The following is an 18,144-nucleotide window of genomic DNA, read 5'->3' as shown; positions in this document are numbered from 1 at the left end:
ACTGGATATCAGCAGCTTATGACAGCCCGGTTACACTTTTATGAAGCCGCTTATTCCAGCGGTAAAAAGACGTCGGCTTTCAGGCCGCCTTCGCTGCGATTGCTGAGTTTTACCTTGCCCTGATGGCGGTCGATGATGCGCTTGATAATGGCAAGCCCCAGGCCAGAGCCCACGCTGCCACGGGCGGTATCGCCCTGAGTAAAGGGTTGAAACAGCTTAGGGATCTGATCAACAGGAATGCCGGGACCATTGTCTTCCACCGTCAGTACCAGCTGGTTTTTCTCCATCCGGGTCGAGACCTTAAGCCAGCCGCGGCCGTAGCGGAAAGCATTTTCCAGCAGGTTGCCCAGTACCCGTTTGATGGCGATTACCTGCATGGGGATCTCACGGCACTCGCCCAGCGCCAGCTCGATAGTGGCATCACGTTTGGATTCGGCCTGTGCCAGTTCGGTAACCAGCTGATTGATATCGGACTTTTCCCACACGGCTTCCTGATCCTGGCGGATATAGGCAATAAACTGGTTGATGATGGCGTTCATGTCGTCGATGTCGGCCACTATGCCATCGCGCAGGTACGCGTCCTCTTCGACCATCATTTCGGATGCCAGCCGGATCCGGGTGAGCGGGGTGCGCAAATCGTGGGAAATGCCCGCCATCATCAGGGCACGGTCCTGCTCCAGCATCCGCATGCTGTGGGCCATCTGGTTGAAAGCATGGGTTACTTCAACAATTTCACTGGAGCCCGCGGGCGGGATCGCCTCGGGGTATTCGCCGCGCGAAACGCTCATTGCCGCTTTTTGAAGTTCTTTCAATGGTTTGCTTTGGCGTCTGGCAAACAGCCAACCGCCCGCCACACTAAGGGCACCAATCACCATCAGATACAGGGTCAGCAGCGACATTTCCAATTCGTTGAAGCTGGACAGTGGCACCCTGATCCACACGCTGGGAGCCTGAGGCGGGCGGATCCAGATTTGAACGGTTTCGCCCTGAGCAATACGTACTTCTGCCTTGCCGCCCAGGTATTCGGACATCTGTTCCGACAACAGGTTGTAGTAGGTAGCGTTGTCTATGCCGGCTTCTCTGGCCTGCTTTTGGTTGTACACCTGCATGCTGTCGTCATGGACTTTGGCATTGAGGGCATCCACCAGGCTCAGGTATTCGCGGCCAATCACCACATCGTCGGCAAACATAAAGTTTATCTGCCGGGCAATGAGTTGGTTAATCTGCTGGTAGCTGGGTTTTATCACGTAGAGCGCAACAGACACATAAGAAAACAGCTGATTGATTAGCAAAAGACAACCAATCAGCATCACGGTCTGGCTGAAGGCGCTGCGGGGCAGCAACCGCTGCCACCAGCGAAGTTTCATTCAATCACCCGGGGATCAGCGACGGGCACTGCCGTCGGGAACAAACACATAGCCCAGGCCCCACACGGTTTGAATGTATCTGGGGTTGGCGGGGTCTTTCTCAATCAGGCGACGCAGGCGGGACACCTGCACATCGATGGAACGCTCCAGCGCCGAGTAGTCACGGCCACGGGCGAGGTTCATCAGCTTATCCCGCGACAGCGGCTCGCGCGGGTGAGTGACCAGCACCTTGAGTACCGCAAATTCGCCGCTGGTGAGCGAAATAGATTCGCTGCCCTGATACATCTCGCGGGTGGCCAGGTTGAGGGTGAACTCGCCAAAACTCACTTCTTCTTCCTGCTGCGCCGGGGCGCCGGGCACTTCCTGAGTTTGACGGCGCATTACCGCCTTGATGCGGGCCAGCAGTTCGCGGGGATTAAAAGGTTTGGGCAGGTAATCGTCGGCGCCGAGTTCGAGGCCGATAATGCGGTCTACTTCGTCGCCCTTGGCGGTCAGCATGATGATGGGCAGTGGGTTGCCACTCTGGCGCAGGCGGCGGCAAATCGACAGGCCGTCTTCGCCGGGCAGCATTAAATCCAGCACCATCATGTGGAAGTTTTCACGCTCGAGCAGCCGGTCCATTTGTTCGGCATTGGCGGCCGCGCGCACCTGGTAGCCCTGTTCAACCAGATAGCGCTCAAGCAGCGCACGAAGACGCATATCATCGTCGACAACCAGAATCTTGGAAGTTTCCTGTCCCATGTATCCTTCCCCTCAAAGTGGCCGCAGCAGCCACAACATACTAACCGAAAAAATGACGGAATATCCTAAATTTAGCCAGTTTAGGGCCAAAAAGCACCTGTGACTTTGTAACATTCGTTAAACGCAGTTTTCGGCGGTTTTGCGCTATCATTCTGCCATGTATATTAAAAAGTCTGATTTAAACTGTGTATTATGCCTCATTAGAATAAAAGGACGCGTTTACGAAACAATAGGGATGCCAGTGCGTACTATCAGCAGTGACAAGGAATACTTTGCAGAATTTCATGCCGACAGGCAGCTAATAGCTGCCTACTTCAAGGCCAATCCGGCGGTGTTTATCAGCGGGCTCTACTTCCTGTGCAGTATTGCTGGCCTGATTTATCTGGCCGTGCTGCATCAGGGCTTCGATATTCCGGTGCTTGCTTATTTAGAACTAACAGACTTTTTAATGGCCTTTATCGCAAATCCGAGCATCTATATTGCCATGGCCGGGTTTACCAGTTTCATTTTGTTTTTATACGTCCTATCGAGGTGGTTTCCTCACTGGTTTGAGGCGAAAGCAGAGGCTAAGTGGTACAACAGCTGGAAGCCTTTTTATGGCATCCGTATGTATAAACTGGTGCTGTTGTTGGTGGTAATCCCTTTGTTTTTATACGCATTCACAGTGGCCAGCCATGATGTGGAATACCTCCAGTCAGATTCAGCCAGCAAACATCGCTTGGACCTGAATTACCCCATTACCCTGACAAACGCCGCTAAGGTGCAGCAAGTCACGGTCACTCTGATAAGTCTCACCAGCCGCTTCGCCTTTGCGCTGCCCGAAGGCCAAAGCAAACCGATAACCGTGCCTGTGCACAACATTGCGGCTCTGCAGCCGCTGCCGACGTCCGAGGCCTCGTCATCAATTACGCCGAGTACCGAGCCCAAAGTTAACAATCAATCGAATCTGAGTTCATTGTTAACCGATGAACCGAGTGAGCCCGCTGGCTTGGCCGTCCCGCAACGGGTCGCCAAGCCAAAAGCCTTCGGTGAGAATGCCGTCGAAGCCAATATCTCAACAGAGACAAAAATAAATTAGTCGGCGACCATTCACTGCCATAGCGACTAAAATCAATGCGTTCACTGACTTTGGATTGTCTTGGCGCTTGCAAGCGGCGCGGGCTTCTGGAAACCTGTGGGCAGTTGCTGCATTTATCACAGGCCGTTTACTACCCATGACTGAAAAAGCCCACCTCATCACCCGCAAAGGCTGGGAAGCGCTCGATAAGGAGCTCAAATACCTCTGGAAGGAATACCGCCCCGAAATCACCCTCAAGGTGCAGGAAGCCGCGGCCCAGGGCGATCGCTCAGAAAACGCCGATTACACCTACAATAAGCGGCTGCTCAGGCAAATCGACAGCCGGGTGCGCTACCTTATCAAGCGTCTCGAAGTGCTGAAAATCGTCGACTACTCCCCCCAGCAGGAGGGCAAGGTGTTCTTCGGCGCCTGGGTCGAGCTGGAAAACGATGAAGGCAAAATCGTGCGTTATCGTATTGTGGGTAAAGATGAAATCGACACCCAAAAAGGCTACATCACCATAGACTCGCCCATGGCCCGCGCCCTGATTGGCAAGCAGGTGGATGACGAAGTCTCGGTACAAACCCCCTCCGGCCGCAAAGAGTGGTACATCAACGTCATCCGCTACCAGCCCTTCGAGGCAGAAGACTAGCCAGACAGGCAAAAAATCAAGCGGCTTCGGCCGCTTTTTTTAGCTGTGCATTTTGAATCTTAGCGCGGTGGCATGCTGGCCGTTCCAGTGGCTTCTATACTCAAAATCAGGGGTGATTTTGCCTTTGTTTACCGGGGTGAAGCTATGAAGCCATCCAAGTTGGCTCTGTGTTGCGTTGCGGCCATGGTGCCCGCTGCCACATGGGCCGAACAGTCGATTTTTGAGCTGTCGATAGAGCAGCTGGCCGACATTCAGGTGTCGGTATCCTCCAAGGTGTCTTTACCGCTGAGCCTGTCTCCCGCCAATATCAGCGTATTTAATCAGGAACAATTACAAACCCTTGGGGTGAGTCAGCTGGCCGAATTGGCGGATGTGACGTCGGGTTACAGCAGCTACAGCATTTACGGCGAATGGGTGCTGGAAACCCGTGGTCAGCGGGCTGGCAGTTTTGAGAACAACAAACACCTGGTGCTGCTGGATGGGATACGGCTGAACCATGCCCGCGCCAACAAGGCGCCGATTGAAAACGAGTTGCCATTACTGCCGATGAAACAGGTGGAAGTGCTGCGGGGGCCTGCCTCGGCGATTTATGGTCAGAGTGCATTTTTTGGAGTGATTAGCCTGACCTCCGACAATGAAGGCGCTGATGGTTTGCAGCTGGATGGCACCTATGGCGGTGATGAGACAGGGCGGCGTGCCATGGTCAGCGGCAGGCTATCGAGCCGCTTGGGTAACAGTTTTGGGGTGTATCAGGCCTTCGATAAGGGCAGTGAGCAGGCCTTGGTGGGGCCAGACTTTTCGCCTCTGCAGCGTTACTATGATGATCAGCAGGCACACTTTGGTTATGTGCGCCACGCCTTTGCCCCCGGCAACTTGGGCCAGTTTGTGGTGGGTTATATCGATATGCAGCGCCAGTCGGGCCTTGGCGAGCACTGGGTGGGTGATTTGTCGGTGCCACAAAACCAAATCCAGTGGGATACCCGCATCGCCTATCTCAGCTGGCAGAACACCTTTTTTGATGACTGGCAGGCCAGTGTACGGCTGGTGAATAACGACTCGGACGAGGCGGGCACGGCCATTAACAACACCCGGGCGCAAATTGAGGCTGGAGATCAGCCGCTGTTCAGCCAGTATCTGGTGGAGGCCAACGCCCGCTTGCTGGAAGCCGAACTGCAATGGCGGCTGGGGCCGCAGCGCTCGTTACTGATGGGCGCATCGTTGGAGCGGCGCCGGGATAAGGGCGGCTTTTTTGTGCCTGACTCGCCCTTTGAGGAGCTGGCTCAAACCGATACCTCAGCGCCGGAGTGGCAAAGGCAGGCGTCTGACAGCGTGGAATATCGTGGGGCATTTTTTCAGTATCACGATGTTTTCCCGTCGCTTTTTGATGTTCATCTTACCGCTGGGCTGCGTTACGACAGCGGCGCTTATCTGCAAGACAGTTTCAGTCACTGGTCACCAAGGGTGGCGCTGGTGAAGGCGCTCAACGAGCGCTGGACGCTGAAGGCGTTGTACAGTTCGGCCTTTCGCTCGCCGGGGTTGAAGGAATACCTGCTGAACGATGAGACCCGCAATTATGTCGGCACCCATGCCGCCGATCCGGCAGCGGCCCTGGCGGGCCTGAGCGACAGTCTGGCGCCCGAGACATTCAGCTCAACCGAGCTGGATGTGTTGTACCGTCAGTCGCCCTGGATGCTGAAACTGAGCGGCTTTTACAATCAAACCGACAGTGCCCTCGATGGTCGGCCATTGAGATTCATCGATAACAAGGGGGATGAGCTGAGCAAAAACAGCTTTGCCAACTCAGCGCAGCGGTTTGAAGTCTATGGCGTGGAGGCCGAGTTTGAGTGGCGGTTTGCAGCCGATTGGCAACTTGGTGGTGCCGTCAATCAAGTGTGGCCTGCCAGTGGTTCTGAAGCGGCCACCAAAGACATGCCCAAGGCTAAGCTGCTGGCCTTTGTGGCCCACGACCTCAGCTTTGCCAGGGCGCAGCTGGGCTACCGCTGGCATGGTGATATCGAAGGCGACGCCAGTGCCATTGCCAGCCTGGACGCCAGTTTACATGGGCAGTGGCGCACACTTGGCTGGCATCTGCGGTTTAAAAATCTGCTCGGCAGAGACAATTTTTACGCTTTCGATGGTGAGCCGGGCAACCCGCTGCCGGGGCGCACCGTGGAACTTGGACTCAGCTATCGCTTTGACTAAAAAACAATTTAATTAAGAGCTGGTTTGATTGAGAGTCGGCTTGATCACGCGGGCGGTTGCAGCGGCAAACTCAGCCGGAAGTGTGCGCCATGGGCGCAGGGCAGGCACTGAATGTCGCCGCCGAATTTTTGGGTGACTATGTTGAAAGACACGTGCATCCCAAGGCCTGAGCTGCCTTCGCCGCGACGGGTGGTAAAGAAGGGGTCGAACACCTTGGAGATGGCATCGTCGTCTATCCCTTTGCCGCTGTCCTGATAGTCGATGATGATGCCATCGCCGCTGCGATAGCATTCGAAACGGATTTGGCCGTCACTCATGTCCCTGAATCCATGCACCAGCGAGTTCATCACCAGATTGGTAAGCACCTGCGCCATGGCACCGGCTTCGCAGCTGAAGCTGAGGCTCGGGTCGGCTTCAATGTGCACCTGATGTTTGCCGCGCTTGAGCTCGTGGTGCAGGCTGTCGCACACCTCGCGGATATATTCCTTCAGTTGCAGGGTGCGCACTTCTTCGTGGCTTTGGTCCACCGACACCTGTTTGAAGCTGCGCACCAGTCTGGCGGCGCGATCCAGATTGCGCACCAGCAGGTCGAGGGATTGGGTCAGGTCGTCCAGTAGCAGATCCAAATCTTCTTCGTTGACATCGTCGGCCCGGTATCGGCTGATAAAGCGCGCCAGTTGCTCCTGCATGTGGGTCGATGAGGTGATGCCGACCCCAACCGGGGTGTTGATTTCGTGGGCAACCCCGGCAACCAGACCACCAAGAGCCGCCATTTTCTCGCTTTTGATCAGCTGGTCACGGGTATTCAAAATCTCGGTATTGGCTTTTTCAAGCTCAGTGTTTTTGTGGGCCAGCTTGAGAAACAGGCCGTTTTTAATCCGCACGCCGCGGTAAATCAGCATGATGGACACGCTGATGGAGATAATGAGCGCGATGGAGATATACAACAGGTACTTTTGAGTTTGGATGATGGAGCTTTGAGCTTCGAGGGTTTCGCTCTGGCTGGCGAGGTTTTGCTCCTTCTGCGCCAGCTCGGTTTCATAGCTTGCCAGTATCTGTTTTTGCTCGCGAATGCGCGCTTCGTTGACATTGATGGAGGCCGAGAGCGCGGCAATGTCTTCGGTCTTGTTTTTCAGCTCCTGCTGCTTGGCATCCAGCTGTGACTGATGGCGGCTGAAGGTGGCCTGGGTGTCGGCCATACGCTTTTCCATGTCCTGCTGCTGGGCTTGCAGGCTGGCCTGCAGTTGGCGCTGCTCTGTGATGGTGGCATCCAGCTCGGCAATCTTGGCTTGTTGCTGACGCTGCTGTTGCTGCTGAGCCTCCAGCTGACGCTGCTTCTCGGCCACCTGAGCCTGCAACTTGGCGTATTGCTCGCGGTTGGCCTGCAGGGTGGATTCCATATCCTTGACCATGGCGGCGATGTCCAGCTCGGTGCCGCCGAGGATAACTATGTCTTTTGAAACAGCAAGCTTTTGATAAATAAGGCTGTATCTGTTGATTTCAAATCCGATTTTACCGCCGCTTTTGGCAATGAAATTCAGCCCGAACAGCTGCTTTTCACGGGCGTTGTCGGCAATTACCAAAATTGGTTTGTCTTTGATAAGGGCATTAATGGCCCCAAGCCTCGGCTCGCCAGCCTTATCCACCAGCACCACATCGGCCGCGGTGATGGCGCTGTTACTGCTGCCCTGGGTCACTTTCAATCTCAGCCCGCGGACTTGCTGCTGCTCTAACGATTTGAGCACATTCAAATACTTGCCATCATCCCCTGTGTACAACAGCCTGAGTTCACTGCGTTTGGTTTCGTCCGGCCAGGTGATGTACTTGAGGAAGTTAAACACATAGGCGGTCTTGACCTGTTCGGGGGTGAGGTCCGCCGCCTGCGTCAGCACGGCTGCAAGCAACAGGGCGATGGGATACAGGAGTTTGCCGACTCGGGTCATTCTTGCTCCGAATGCTGGAATAAAAGCGTGGGGAAGTGATAAAAGCATAGGTCGAGAGGCTGTTTTTTTCCTGTAACAGCGCTTGATTATCGCCGGGCATGAAACTCTGCCAAGGGCTGTGGTACTCTTGAGGGCATTGTGATTTTTTCCCGTGTTTTTCTACACCACAGACGTACGAGAATCCTTGATGACATCAAATATTGCGCGGATCATCGCCGAAGAATTGAATGTCCGTGAGGCACAGGTGACTGCCACCATCGCCTTGCTGGACGATGGCGCAACCGTGCCCTTTGTGGCCCGTTATCGAAAAGAAGTGACCGGTGGTCTGGATGACACCCAGCTGAGAACCCTGCACAGCCGTTTGGGCTACCTGCGTGAACTTGGCGATCGCCGTGACGTTATCCTGTCGTCCATTGAGGCCCAGGGTAAGCTGACCCCCGAACTCAAGGCCGCCATTCTGGGTGCTGACAGCAAGACCCGCCTTGAAGATTTGTACCTGCCTTACAAGCCCAAGCGCCGCACCAAGGGCCAGATTGCCATTGAAGCAGGTATCGAGCCTTTGGCCGAACTGCTGCTGGCCAACCGCAGCGCCGATATCGATGCCGAAGCGAGCGCCTTTATCAATGCCGAAGCCGGATTTGCCGATGTGCGTGCCGTGCTCGATGGCGCCCGCTACATCCTGATGGAGCGCTTTGCCGAAGACGCCGAGCTTATCCGCAAGGTGCGTGAACATCTCTCGGGCGTGGCGGTGCTGCAAAGCAAAGTGATTGCCGGCAAAGAGAAGGAAGGCGCCAAGTTTCGCGACTATTTTGAACACAGTGAACTGCTGGGCAAGGTGCCATCGCACCGGGCGCTGGCCATGCTGCGTGGCCGCAACGAAGGTATTTTAAGCCTGGAGATGGTTGCCGATCCTGAAGCCGAACCCGGCAGCGGCAGTTACTGCGAAGTGATTATTGCCGAACATCTGGGGCTGAAACTGGGTGACACTGCTGTGGATCAGTGGCTGAAAACCGTGGTCACAGGCACCTGGCGCATCAAGGTGGCGCTGCAGATGGAAACCGAGTTTATTTCCCGTCTGCGTGAACAGGCCGAAGAGGATGCCATCAAGGTATTTGCCCGAAACCTCAACGACTTGCTGATGGCTGCCCCTGCGGGCTCCAAGGCCACCATGGGGCTGGACCCCGGATTGCGTACCGGGGTGAAAGTGGCGGTGGTAAACGACACCGGCAAGCTGGTGGCTCATACGACTATTTTCCCGCATGAGCCGCAAAATCAGTGGGATAAGTCGCTGCGTACCCTCACCACATTGGTGAACATGCACAAGGTGGAGCTGATTGCTGTGGGTAACGGCACTGCGTCCCGCGAGACCGACAAGTTGGCCGGTGAAGTGATTGCCGCCGTGAAAGAAAGCCATCCAGGCCTGACCAAGGTGATGGTGAGCGAGGCGGGCGCTTCTGTGTACTCGGCCTCTGAACTGGCGGCGCAGGAGTTTCCGGATCTGGATGTATCCATCCGCGGCGCCGTGTCTATTGCCCGTCGTTTGCAGGACCCACTGGCAGAGCTGGTGAAAATCGAGCCCAAGTCCATCGGTGTTGGTCAGTATCAGCACGATGTGAGCCAGAGCCAGCTGTCGTCCAGCCTCGAAGCCGTGGTGGAAGACTGCGTAAACAGCGTGGGTGTGGATCTGAACATGGCCTCGGTGGCGCTGCTAAGTCAGGTGTCTGGTCTGAACAAGACTCTGGCGAAAAACGTGGTGGAATACCGCGACGAAAACGGCCAGTTCAAGAACCGCAAAGAGCTGTTAAAAGTGCCACGTCTCGGCCCCAAGGCTTTCGAGCAGGCAGCCGGCTTTTTGCGTATTCGCGAAGGCGACAATCCGCTGGATGCCTCGGCAGTGCACCCCGAAGCCTATTCGCTGGTGGAGCGCATTGCCCAGACCCGCGAGTTGCCGCTTGGCAACCTGATTGGCAATACCGAGCTTATCCGTACCCTCAAGGCCGAGGAGTTCGTGACCGAGTCCTTTGGTTTGCCAACGGTGACCGACATCCTCAAAGAGCTGGATAAGCCGGGCCGCGACCCCCGTGGTGAATTCAAGACTGCGCACTTCAAAGAAGGCGTGACTGAAATCCGTGACCTCAAGTTGGAAATGATCCTCGAAGGTGTGGTCACCAACGTCACCAATTTCGGCGCCTTTGTCGACATTGGGGTGCATCAGGATGGTCTGGTACACATCTCGTCGCTGTCGGACAAGTTTGTCAGTGACCCGCATACTGTGGTGAAGGCCGGTGATGTGGTGAAGGTGAAGGTGATGGAAGTGGATGTGGAGCGCAAGCGTATTGGCCTGACCATGCGTTTGGATGAAAAGCCGCAGCCAAGCGGCCAGCCGCGTGCCCGTCAGGGGCAGGGTGGCAAGCCGGGCGCTAAGCCTCAGGGTAAGCCGCAGGCCGGTGGTCAGGGCAAGGCGTCCAAGCCGCAACCCATCAATGCCGCCATGGGCAACGCTTTTGCCGATGCCTTTGCCAAAATGAAAAAATAATTCTGCCCAAGCAGACCGAAAAACGCGGCCCTTGCCGCGTTTTTTTATGCAAATCAGACAGTCACAATCCCGCCTCCCGGCAATCTTGCCGATGCTTTTGTTGAATTCTGCAGTCGACTTGTGCCCAGGTATGAATTTTCTGTGATATTCAGGTGAACTTTTGGTGGCTGTGAGTATCATACCACTCACGTATGAGAGACCGCCGACAAGAGCGGACGCCGGAGTAACGCAATGAGATTCAGAGAACCACCCCAAAGCCCGTGGCGGGCATTGGGGATTTTTGCCTTGTTGGCATTGGCAGCCCTAATGATAAGCCGGATTGGCCTGGGGCTGTGGCAGGCCGAGCGGGTTGATGCCGCCGGTGGCTGGCAGCACTTACTGGTGCAGGGGCTGCGGGTGGATATTGCCACCCTGTGTTGGCTGTGGGGCGGCGCTGCCCTCGGCACAGTGATATTTGGTGGCAAGCATGTGCTTGGCTATGTGTGGCGCCCCATATTGCGACTGTGGCTGACTCTGGGCCTGTGGCTGATGCTGTTTCTGGAGCTCTCTACCCCATCCTTTATCGAAGAGTATGGCATTCGCCCCAATCGACTCTATATCGAATATCTGATTTACCCCAAAGAAGTGTTGTCCATGCTGTGGAGCGGCAGACCGCTTGAGCTGCTGTTTGGCCTGGTGGCGTCAACGCTTATTCTGTGGGGCGGCTGGAAGTTATCGGGCCGTCTGACCCAGAATCTGACCTATCCCCGTTGGTACCTGCGGCCGGTATTGCTGGTACTGGTGGCTGTGGTGATCCTGGCCGGTGGCCGTTCGACTCTGGGCCACAGACCGCTCAACCCGGCCATGGTGGCTTTTTGTGACGATCCTCTGGTGAATTCACTGACGGTGAACTCCTCTTATTCGCTGGTGTTTGCCATCAGCCAGATGGGCAAAGAGGCCAACGCCGCAAAGATGTATGGCGAGTTGCCAAAAGATGAAATTATTGCCGCAGTGCGGGCCGACAGCGGCCGCAGTCCAGAGCGCTTTGTGTCGGATAAGCTGCCGAGCCTGTCGGACAACCAGGCCAGTTTTCAAGGCAAACCCCGCAATCTGGTGATCATTCTGCAGGAAAGTCTGGGGGCACGTTTTGTCGGCAGCCTTGGCGGCTTACCGCTGACGCCGAATCTGGATGCCTTGTCGGCCGAAGGCTGGTATTTCGATAATCTCTATGCCACCGGCACCCGCTCGGTGCGTGGCATCGAAGCGGTCACCACCGGCTTCACGCCGACGCCAGCGCGCTCGGTGGTGAAACTTGGCAAGAGCCAGAACGGTTTCTTCACTATTGCTGAAATGCTGCGACGCCAGGGCTACGACACCTCCTTTATTTACGGCGGTGAAAGCCACTTCGACAATATGCGCAGCTTCTTCCTCGGCAATGGATTTGGCCGTATTGTGGATCAGGACGACTACGACAACCCGGCCTTTGTAGGCAGTTGGGGGGTGTCGGATGAAGACCTGGTGCGCCGCGCCGACAGTGAGTTCAAGCGTCTGCATCAGCAAGGTAAGCCCTTCTTCAGCCTGGTGTTCAGCTCCAGCAACCACGACCCGTTCGAATTCCCCGATGGCCGCATTGAGCTGTTCGAGCAGCCCAAGCAGACCCGTAATAACGCCGCCAAGTACGCCGATTTCGCCATTGGCGAGTTCTTCAAGCTGGCCAAAGATTCAGACTATTGGAAGGATACGGTATTTCTGGTGGTGGCCGACCACGATAGCCGCGTGGGTGGTGCCAGCCTGGTGCCGGTGAACCGGTTCCGCATCCCTGGACTCATTATTGCCGATGGGGTTGCGCCTAAGCGCGATCAGCGGGTGGTGAGTCAAATCGACCTGGCGCCAACCCTGTTGTCGCTGATGGGCATTTCGGGCCGCTACCCTATGCTGGGGCAGGATCTGACTCAGGTTGCCGATGATTGGCCCGGACGGGCCCTGATGCAGTACGACAAGAACTTTGCCTATATGCGTGGTCGCGATCTGGTGATCCTGCAGCCTGAGCGGGCACCTGAGGGTTTCCGTTATCAGCGCGAAGATGGCAGCCTGAGCCCCTTCCCGCAGCCGGAAACCATGCAAAAAACCGCGCTGGCGTGGGCGCTGTGGGGCAGTCTGGCGTATCAGCAGGGCTTGTTTGCGCTGGAATAGAACGTCACTGAATATGGTCGCGGCAGCTTGGGTTGCCGCGACTCAATTAAATCCAGGCTTCGATGCCAGCCTCGGCAGCAGGCTCGCTGGTGTGGCGATAGAAACTGCCTACATGTGAGGCTATGGTGCGGTACAGGGAGGCTTCCTGGCCTGTTGCCGGTGTGGCGGTTTTGGCGCCTATGGGCTGTTTGGGTGCCTTATCTTCTACCCTGACTCTGATGTCTTTACGGCTCAACGCCCCCGGCGTGCGGGCTGGCAGCTTAAGCGCCTTGAGCGGCAATGGCTGGCTGGCCTGCTTTTCACCTTCCCTTTGCTGCTGTTGTTGCTGCTGGTTCTGTTGTTGCTGGCGCTCGTCAACCCGCTGCTGCAGTTTGGCCTGTACCTGTGGCTCGTCGGCCGTACGTTCATTCTGTGAATTGAAGGCCCGTTCTTCATGGCCCTTGGTCAACTCGGGCGCGGGCACTATGGGTGGGCGCTGCTGGCTTTCTACCCGCAACGCATCGGTCGCGGCGTTGGTCGTCGCGATCGGTACCTGAGGATAGTTGGTGACAACCAGCATGGTGCATCCTTAATTGATGGCAGAGCTGTTTAAATAATAACCGCTCATCCGCCGGGATTAAAGCTTTGCCAGCCAACTTGTCATGCCACTGACAAATTCATCGGGATGGGAAAAGAACGGCGCATGGGACGCCTTGGCCAGCATCAAATCTTCCGCAGTGTCGCTGCTGGGCATAGCGGGCATCACCCGCTTGGGAACCAGCCCATCAAGACGCCCCCAAATTCGCAGCCAGGGCTGGCTGAGCCCGGCAAGTTCAGGCCGTAAATCCACCTGCTCCAGCATCTCAAGCCCCTGCTTTAGTGCGGCGGCGTCCGGCAACGGGCGCGACAGCACCAGATCGCGCAGGCGGCGAATGTCTTCCCGGGCGGTATCGCTGCCCATGGCCTGAATCGCCAGGAATCGCTCAATAGTTTTGGGCAGATTTTTCCCCAGCTCATTGCCAAACTGAGCCAGCACCTGCGGCGGAATACCAGGCCATTTCTCGGTTTCCCGCGCCATAAAGCAGGGCGATGAAGCAATGCTCACCAGCGCCCTTACTCTGTTTGGGTAGCGCAGTGCTGCGCGGGTCGCCACCAGGCCGCCCAGAGACCAGCCCGCCAGAATCATCTGCGGCGGCAATACCGCCATCAGTGCATCGACCCAGGCATCCAGGTTTCCGGCAACGGGGCTGCTCAGGCCAAAGCCCGGCAGGTCGGCAAAATGCAACCTATACTCGGGAAACGCACCTTGCAGCGGCGCAAAGACGGCGCCATTCATGCCCCAGCCGTGGAGTATGACCAAATCCGGCCCCTGGCCGTGGCTGTCGATATGGATTGTTTGCTGCAGGTGCTTTGTCACTTGTGCCTCTTATCAGGGATGATGCTATGGCCAATCTGTTACGCTGGCGCCACCTTTGGCTACGGGCCATTGAATGTCTGGCGCAAAGTTTACCCAACCGATGTCTGCTCTGTCATCAGCACCTGACCGATGGCAGCGGTATTTGCTGTCATTGCATGGCCTCTTGTCTGTATCAGGGCCCTTCCTGTTTGGGATGTGGCCGCGGCTTGACGGCGGAATTTGGCCTGTGCGGCAGTTGTCGGGTGCTCGACGCCTTGCCGGTGGTGGCTCCCGCCAGTTATCACCAGGGACTGGGGCAGGCGATTGCCGGCATCAAGTATCAGGGGCAGTTTGCGCCGCTGCAAAGCCTGTGTGAGGCGCTGCATTTCAGGGTGTGCAGGCTTGAGCGGGCCGGATTGGTGCGTCCGGTCTCCTTGCTGTTGCCCGTGCCCTTGCATCCCAAACGGCTGCGACAGCGGGGGTTTAATCAGGCCCATGAGATAGCCCTCAGTCTGTCTCGCCTATCGGGGATCCCGGTTAACAGCAACTTACTTGCCCGCAGTCGTAATACGCCTCAGCAGGCGGGTTTGAGCGGCAAGGTGAGGCGGCAGAATCTGAAAAATGCCTTTGTGATAAATGGCGTCTGTGAGGCGGGCTCGGTGGCGTTGGTGGATGATGTGGTGACCACCGGCAGCACGGTAAATGAAATTGCGCGGCTATTGGAGGCGCAGGGCGTTGCGGTGCAGGTTTGGTGTCTGGCCCGGGCAGAGGCGCCCGGGCTTCTCGACAGCTGAGACTTATCGCGCCATGGCTGCCGGCAGCATATAGAGGGCGTTGGCGTAAATTTTTTCGCTGCCAAGCCAGATATTGCGAAACAGCAGGTTATCGCTGAACGCCACGACCACGCCTTTACCCCTGGGTTCGGCCACCATGCTGTTACCTAGGCCAAATGCGCGTTGATATTCATCCGATAAATACCCCGAGATCAGCGGCTTGTCTGGATATCTGGCGCCAACCACAAAAGGCTCGTTGGTATCGCCAAGCCCCAGCACCTTGTTCTTCATCACGGGCACCATGGGGTCTGGCAGACCGAAGGCCAGCGGGTGGGCCGGATCCAGTTGCCAGGCGAGCACAGCCCCACCAATGGCCTGACGGGCCTTGAAGGCGGCCTTATCCTCATAGCTTAGCCCGGTAGTGGCAAACTGTTGTTGGAAGAAGCGCGCCTCATGTACCCCGGTGCGCAGCAGGTTGTTGTCACCAAGCCAACCAAGCGCACCTTTTTGCGCTACCAACACGCCTCCTTCACTGACAAAACTGCCCAGCTTGCGAGCCAGCGAGTCGTCGAGATGCTTGTAGTTGCCATCCGCCAGCAACACGTGGGTGTACTTATCCAGCGAAATCCGCCCCAGCCTATCGCTGTCGACCAAGGTCACGCCCTGCTTCAGTTTGCTGTCGAGGAATTGCCAGATTTCACCGACCTCGGTGGGGTCTGAGCCCTGGCCGGACACCAACAGGGCCCGCACACCTTGCAGTGCTACCATGTCGCCGCTGCCAAGATCGATCCCCGAGCTGGCGGCAAAGGAGCTGAACGGATGCCAGCGAATATCCATCTCGGTTGCCAGTTGGCTCAGGAATGTCTTAAGCGCCGCAGGCTCCATGGCGTCCTGCTTCAGTTGCAACATCAGGGTTCCGGCCGGAAACGGGTTGTCGCTACCAGCCGGGGTAAAGGCCTTGGTCGCCGCGCGCACCCGCAGCCCTTTACGCTGCAGCTGGGCAAGTGCAGGCGCAGCTGCGCCATCGCGCCAGTCCAGCAGCACTGCCACGGTATCGTCCGGGATAGCCTCGGTTGTTAACTTGGGTTGGCTGTCGCTCAATTGGCCTGAGCCGGGGCGGAAGCTCTCGGCCACGATGAGATTAAAGGCAGAAGGCAAATCCCAGGCACTGACATCATAGAAAGTTGGGTCGGCAAAGCGGGTGCGGCGCTCAAACAGCGCCTCAACCAACACCGACTGAGATTGTTCGCCAGGAATAAACAAACTATCTTCTGCGCGATAGATTTGTTTGCCAGTCTTCAGATCCTGACTCAGATAGCTGAACTCAATACCGTGCTGGCTCAGCAGCTTTGCCAGTTCATTGAGGCGTTGATGGTCGCCGCGGGTAGACACCAGTCGCCCTTGACCCCGACCCTGTTTGCCGCTTTTTCCGCTGTAAAAACTACGTTGAAACTCAATCAGCTCCTGTCTCAGGGCGTGGGTGCCCTTAAGTGCCGCCAATGAGGTGGCCAACTGATTGTCAATGGCCTCAGCCAGGCTGACACCGCCGTAGTCGGAGTCCTGTACCTGACCGCGGGCACTGGCCTGTTCGAACAGCACGCCCACGGCACCGTTGATGTCGGGGTAAGTTGAGCCTTTACCGTAAAAGAAGTCATCGAACCCCTGGCGACTGTAATAAGGCTGGCCCTTGGCATCGAGCGCATCGCGATAATATTGCGCCAGTCGCTCGGTCAGCTGTTGATTGCGGCCATCGGTCAGTGGATGAGTGCGGTCCGGGACGCCGGGCTGGAAGAAGTAACTCTGGTTATGGCCCATTTCGTGAAAGTCACCCACGTAATGGGGCTGCCATTTATGCAGCAAGGCCACCCTGCCGCGACTTTCGGGGTGCCTTAAAAACAGCCAGTCACGGTTGAGGTCAGCCAGATAGTGGTTGAAGCGACCCGCAGGCCAGTTCTGATTGTGTTCTTTGTGGTTTTCATCGCTGACCGGTGTACCTATACCACGGTAACTGTTTGACCAGTTTGAAAATCTGTCCAATCCATCAGGATTCTGGCTGGGGGTAATCAACACCACAGTGTTGTCGAGCAACTCCTTTACCCAAGCCTCCTGACTGGTGGCGAGTTCCTGTACCAGCGCCATGGCGGCATGGGCGCCGCTGGCTTCATCACCGTGAATCGAGTACGCGAGCCATACCACCAACAAGGGGCTTTTGGCTTTACCCTGTTTAACCAGTTGCCGGTCTTTGAGGATGTCATCCAGCCGACTTTGATTGGCGGGTGAGGTTACCACTGCAGTGAGTTGATGACGGCGTTCGTGACTGTAGCCGGTGCTTTCCAGTGAGACTCTGTCGCTTTGCTTGGCGAGTTGGCTGAGAAAACCATTCACCTGATCGTGGCGAATATGCCACTCGCCCAGGGGGTAGCCAAGGTAGTCATCCAGAGGGGTTGCCGGGGCGGCGAAGGGCTGGCTCAAACAAATGCTCAGGCACAGGCCGTTTAACACAGAGGCGCGGGACATGGGTTGCTCGTTATTATCTTTTTGTATTACTGAACAAATTAGCAGGTTGGTTTTAAATTGACTACTTACAGCGTTGTTTAAGCTTTCGGGGGAGTGAGATCCAGTCGACATTTTTCCCGATGGTGGTTGTGGCCGGGACTACTATCCGGCGGTGAGACGGAGTATCATAGCCGCAATTCTTAGTAATTTACTCAGGTTTACCTGACGGAGCGCTCTACATGATTACCATTTCCGAAGCGGCCCAGGCTCACTTTGTGAAACTGCTTGCCGATCAGCCTGAAGGCACCAATATCCGCGTGTTTGTTATCAGTCCGGGCACTGCCCAGGCCGAGTGCGGCGTGTCTTACTGCCCGCCGGATGCCGTGGAAGATGATGATATCGAGCTTGAGTTCAATGGCTTCAATGCCATGGTGGACGAAAAGAGCGCCCCATTCCTTGAAGACGCCAGCATAGATTTGGTGAACGATCAGTTGGGCTCACAGCTGACCCTGAAGGCACCCAACGCCAAGATGCGTAAAGTATCTGCCGACGCACCGCTGGTTGAGCGTATTGAGTACGTGATCCAGGCCGAGATCAACCCTCAGCTGGCCAGCCACGGCGGTAACATCCTGCTGGTGGAAGTGACCGAAGACGGTATTGCCGTTATCCAATTTGGCGGTGGTTGTAACGGTTGCTCTATGGTCGACGTGACCCTGAAAGATGGTATCGAAAAGCAACTGCTGGATATGTTCCCTGGCGAGCTGACCGCCGTGCGTGATGCCACTGAGCACCAGCACGGTTCACACTCTTACCAGTAAGAGTGACTGATA

General features: G+C 56.4%; 13 protein-coding genes. 7 read left to right on the top strand and 6 right to left on the bottom strand.

Annotation, left to right across the window (positions count from 1 at the left end; all coding sequences use genetic code 11):
• Positions 1-50 precede the first annotated feature (50 nt).
• Together envZ and ompR are read right to left on the bottom strand one after the other, a co-directional pair.
• The gene (gene envZ, locus STH12_RS17210) at positions 51-1,367 is read right to left on the bottom strand and encodes a two-component system sensor histidine kinase EnvZ (RefSeq protein WP_126168689.1); all 1,317 of its coding nucleotides are present in this window, start codon (positions 1,365-1,367) and stop codon (positions 51-53) included.
• Positions 1,368-1,382: 15 nt separating this feature from the next.
• Positions 1,383-2,108 carry an osmolarity response regulator transcription factor OmpR gene (ompR, locus tag STH12_RS17205; RefSeq protein WP_126168688.1) on the bottom strand — a complete coding sequence of 242 codons (726 nt, stop codon included), beginning with the start codon at positions 2,106-2,108 and terminating at the stop codon, positions 1,383-1,385.
• Between the two features lie 241 nt (positions 2,109-2,349).
• On the opposite strand from ompR, the gene STH12_RS17200 reads away from it, so the two are divergent.
• From STH12_RS17200 to STH12_RS17190, 3 genes are all read left to right on the top strand, one after another.
• A complete protein-coding gene (locus STH12_RS17200) occupies positions 2,350-3,186 on the top strand; it encodes a hypothetical protein (RefSeq protein ID WP_126168687.1) in 837 nt (278 codons plus the stop codon).
• A 136-nt stretch (positions 3,187-3,322) separates the two neighbouring features.
• Positions 3,323-3,817, top strand: a complete 495-nt coding sequence (gene greB, locus STH12_RS17195; protein WP_126168686.1) for a transcription elongation factor GreB — start codon at positions 3,323-3,325, stop codon at positions 3,815-3,817.
• Positions 3,818-3,961: 144 nt separating this feature from the next.
• A complete protein-coding gene (locus tag STH12_RS17190; RefSeq protein ID WP_164551242.1) occupies positions 3,962-6,019 on the top strand; it encodes a TonB-dependent receptor plug domain-containing protein in 2,058 nt (685 codons plus the stop codon).
• A gap of 44 nt (positions 6,020-6,063) precedes the next feature.
• Here the strand turns inward: STH12_RS17190 and STH12_RS17185 are convergent, their stop codons facing one another.
• Positions 6,064-7,962, bottom strand: a complete 1,899-nt coding sequence (locus STH12_RS17185) for a YfiR/HmsC family protein (RefSeq protein ID WP_164551241.1) — start codon at positions 7,960-7,962, stop codon at positions 6,064-6,066.
• Between the two features lie 187 nt (positions 7,963-8,149).
• Here STH12_RS17185 and STH12_RS17180 point away from each other — a divergent pair, with 187 nt between their 5' ends.
• Together STH12_RS17180 and STH12_RS17175 are read left to right on the top strand one after the other, a co-directional pair.
• Positions 8,150-10,498 carry a Tex family protein gene (locus tag STH12_RS17180; RefSeq protein ID WP_126168683.1) on the top strand — a complete coding sequence of 783 codons (2,349 nt, stop codon included), beginning with the start codon at positions 8,150-8,152 and terminating at the stop codon, positions 10,496-10,498.
• Positions 10,499-10,729: 231 nt separating this feature from the next.
• Positions 10,730-12,670, top strand: a complete 1,941-nt coding sequence (locus STH12_RS17175; RefSeq protein ID WP_126168682.1) for an LTA synthase family protein — start codon at positions 10,730-10,732, stop codon at positions 12,668-12,670.
• A gap of 46 nt (positions 12,671-12,716) precedes the next feature.
• On the opposite strand, the gene STH12_RS17170 is transcribed toward STH12_RS17175, so the two are convergent.
• Positions 12,717-13,229, bottom strand: a complete 513-nt coding sequence (locus STH12_RS17170; RefSeq protein ID WP_126168681.1) for a hypothetical protein — start codon at positions 13,227-13,229, stop codon at positions 12,717-12,719.
• Between the two features lie 57 nt (positions 13,230-13,286).
• The gene (bioH, locus tag STH12_RS17165) at positions 13,287-13,985 is read right to left on the bottom strand and encodes a pimeloyl-ACP methyl ester esterase BioH (protein WP_237158883.1); all 699 of its coding nucleotides are present in this window, start codon (positions 13,983-13,985) and stop codon (positions 13,287-13,289) included.
• Between the two features lie 107 nt (positions 13,986-14,092).
• Between bioH and STH12_RS17160 the strand changes: the two genes are divergently transcribed.
• Positions 14,093-14,839 carry a ComF family protein gene (locus STH12_RS17160; RefSeq protein ID WP_126168679.1) on the top strand — a complete coding sequence of 249 codons (747 nt, stop codon included), beginning with the start codon at positions 14,093-14,095 and terminating at the stop codon, positions 14,837-14,839.
• A 3-nt stretch (positions 14,840-14,842) separates the two neighbouring features.
• Here STH12_RS17160 and STH12_RS17155 read toward each other — a convergent pair whose 3' ends face one another.
• On the bottom strand, positions 14,843-17,335 hold the full coding sequence (locus tag STH12_RS17155; protein ID WP_126168678.1) for a M14 family zinc carboxypeptidase: 2,493 nt from the start codon (positions 17,333-17,335) through the stop codon (positions 14,843-14,845).
• 218 nt (positions 17,336-17,553) lie between these two features.
• Between STH12_RS17155 and nfuA the strand changes: the two genes are divergently transcribed.
• The gene (gene nfuA / locus STH12_RS17150) at positions 17,554-18,132 is read left to right on the top strand and encodes a Fe-S biogenesis protein NfuA (RefSeq protein ID WP_126168677.1); all 579 of its coding nucleotides are present in this window, start codon (positions 17,554-17,556) and stop codon (positions 18,130-18,132) included.
• Positions 18,133-18,144: the final 12 nt, after the last annotated feature.

It is taken from the genome of Shewanella khirikhana, assembly GCF_003957745.1.
Classification (GTDB): Bacteria; Pseudomonadota; Gammaproteobacteria; order Enterobacterales; family Shewanellaceae; genus Shewanella; species Shewanella khirikhana.
This window is presented reverse-complemented; position numbering and strand designations above follow the sequence as displayed.

What these genes read in the sequence shown, in the direction of transcription:
- envZ (WP_126168689.1), bottom strand. Translation starts at nt 1,367, where the DNA reads ATGAAACTTCGCTGGTGGCAGCGGTTGCTGCCCCGCAGCGCCTTCAGC.
- ompR (WP_126168688.1), bottom strand. Translation starts at nt 2,108, where the DNA reads ATGGGACAGGAAACTTCCAAGATTCTGGTTGTCGACGATGATATGCGT.
- greB (WP_126168686.1), top strand. Translation starts at nt 3,323, where the DNA reads ATGACTGAAAAAGCCCACCTCATCACCCGCAAAGGCTGGGAAGCGCTC.
- STH12_RS17190 (WP_164551242.1), top strand. Translation starts at nt 3,962, where the DNA reads ATGAAGCCATCCAAGTTGGCTCTGTGTTGCGTTGCGGCCATGGTGCCC.
- STH12_RS17185 (WP_164551241.1), bottom strand. Translation starts at nt 7,962, where the DNA reads ATGACCCGAGTCGGCAAACTCCTGTATCCCATCGCCCTGTTGCTTGCA.
- STH12_RS17180 (WP_126168683.1), top strand. Translation starts at nt 8,150, where the DNA reads ATGACATCAAATATTGCGCGGATCATCGCCGAAGAATTGAATGTCCGT.
- STH12_RS17175 (WP_126168682.1), top strand. Translation starts at nt 10,730, where the DNA reads ATGAGATTCAGAGAACCACCCCAAAGCCCGTGGCGGGCATTGGGGATT.
- STH12_RS17170 (WP_126168681.1), bottom strand. Translation starts at nt 13,229, where the DNA reads ATGCTGGTTGTCACCAACTATCCTCAGGTACCGATCGCGACGACCAAC.
- bioH (WP_237158883.1), bottom strand. Translation starts at nt 13,985, where the DNA reads ATGAATGGCGCCGTCTTTGCGCCGCTGCAAGGTGCGTTTCCCGAGTAT.
- STH12_RS17160 (WP_126168679.1), top strand. Translation starts at nt 14,093, where the DNA reads ATGGCCAATCTGTTACGCTGGCGCCACCTTTGGCTACGGGCCATTGAA.
- STH12_RS17155 (WP_126168678.1), bottom strand. Translation starts at nt 17,335, where the DNA reads ATGTCCCGCGCCTCTGTGTTAAACGGCCTGTGCCTGAGCATTTGTTTG.
- nfuA (WP_126168677.1), top strand. Translation starts at nt 17,554, where the DNA reads ATGATTACCATTTCCGAAGCGGCCCAGGCTCACTTTGTGAAACTGCTT.